This window comes from Tahibacter caeni (assembly GCF_024609805.1).
GTDB classification, from domain to species: Bacteria; Pseudomonadota; Gammaproteobacteria; order Xanthomonadales; family Rhodanobacteraceae; genus Tahibacter; species Tahibacter caeni.
Genome location: NZ_JANFVR010000662.1, coordinates 1 through 1,076 on the forward strand (window position 1 = coordinate 1; position 1,076 = coordinate 1,076).

The following is a 1,076-nucleotide window of genomic DNA, read 5'->3' on the forward strand; positions in this document are numbered from 1 at the left end:
GCGGCGAGCAGCGCGGCGGTAATGCCGCCCGTGCCGGTTATGCCCCGGCACGGGCGCGGCGGATGCCGCGTCGCCGGGCTGCAGCACGTTTCGGCGCGGCGCCCGCCCAGGACCGGCGCCGCAAGGCCGTTGGGTTGTCGCCGCCATGGTGGACGGCCGCCGCGTTGCTTCGCGCGCCTGCTCGCTCAGCGGCAGGGGTTGCGCGGAGAGGCCCGGGGCGTTGCCGGTGTTCGGTCACGGCGGCTGTCCGCGCGGGAGCGGGCGGGTGCGCGGCCGGTTCCCGTCGCCGGTTCCGGGCCTCCGTACGGCCGGATGAATCTTTATGGATAAAGAAACTATTTATCGGGTGCGGTGGCGCGATGTGCGGCCGGCGGCGGCAGCTTCAGCCTGCGTTTCGCGGCGCGGCGACGGGTGGACGTCGCCGGCGTTGCCTGCACGAGCGGCTCAAGCAAGGGCCGGACGGCGCCGGGCTGACGATCGGCGCCGTCCGGTGCGGCAGGTCAACGCGGCATCACGACAGATCGATCGCCACGAGCTCCCATTGCTGGCTGCTGTCGCCGGTGTAGGGATACTGGATCAGCGGCGCCGCCGGATGCTGCGAATTGCTCGCGACCGCGATCACCTGCGCGCTGTGCGCCGAGACGAGTTTCGCGCGGTTGCTGGCCACCGGCACCACGTCCCAGTGCTGGCTCGCGTCGCCGGTGTAGGGGTACTGGATCAACCGCGCGCCCGGGTGCGTCGACGCATTCGCGACGGCGATGACCTGGCCGGTCAGCAGCGACACGAGCCGGCAGCGGGTGCGGCTGTCGCCGACCCAGACGAGCTGCCATTGCTGGCTGCTGTCGCCGCTGTACGGATACTGGATCAGCGGCGCGGCGACCTGTTCGGACGCGCCGGCGACGGCGATGGTCTGGCCGCTGAGCGCGGACACGATCCGGTAGAGGTTGCGCGTCGTCAGCAGGGTCACGTGTCCGTTGCCGCCGTCGGTCGTGCCCGAAGACAGAACGTGCGCCGTCGCCGCGACCTCGCTGCTTCCGCCGCCGCCGCCGCCGCCGCCGCCCGGCGAACCGGCGCCG

The 1,076-nt window shown here is 72.8% G+C and carries 1 protein-coding gene; it reads right to left on the minus strand.

The features are described 5' to 3' along the window. Positions 1–511: 511 nt before the first annotated feature. Positions 512–1,076 (minus strand): RICIN domain-containing protein (locus NON22_RS24675; RefSeq protein WP_257389625.1); only part of this gene is annotated, 565 nt, incomplete at its 5' end.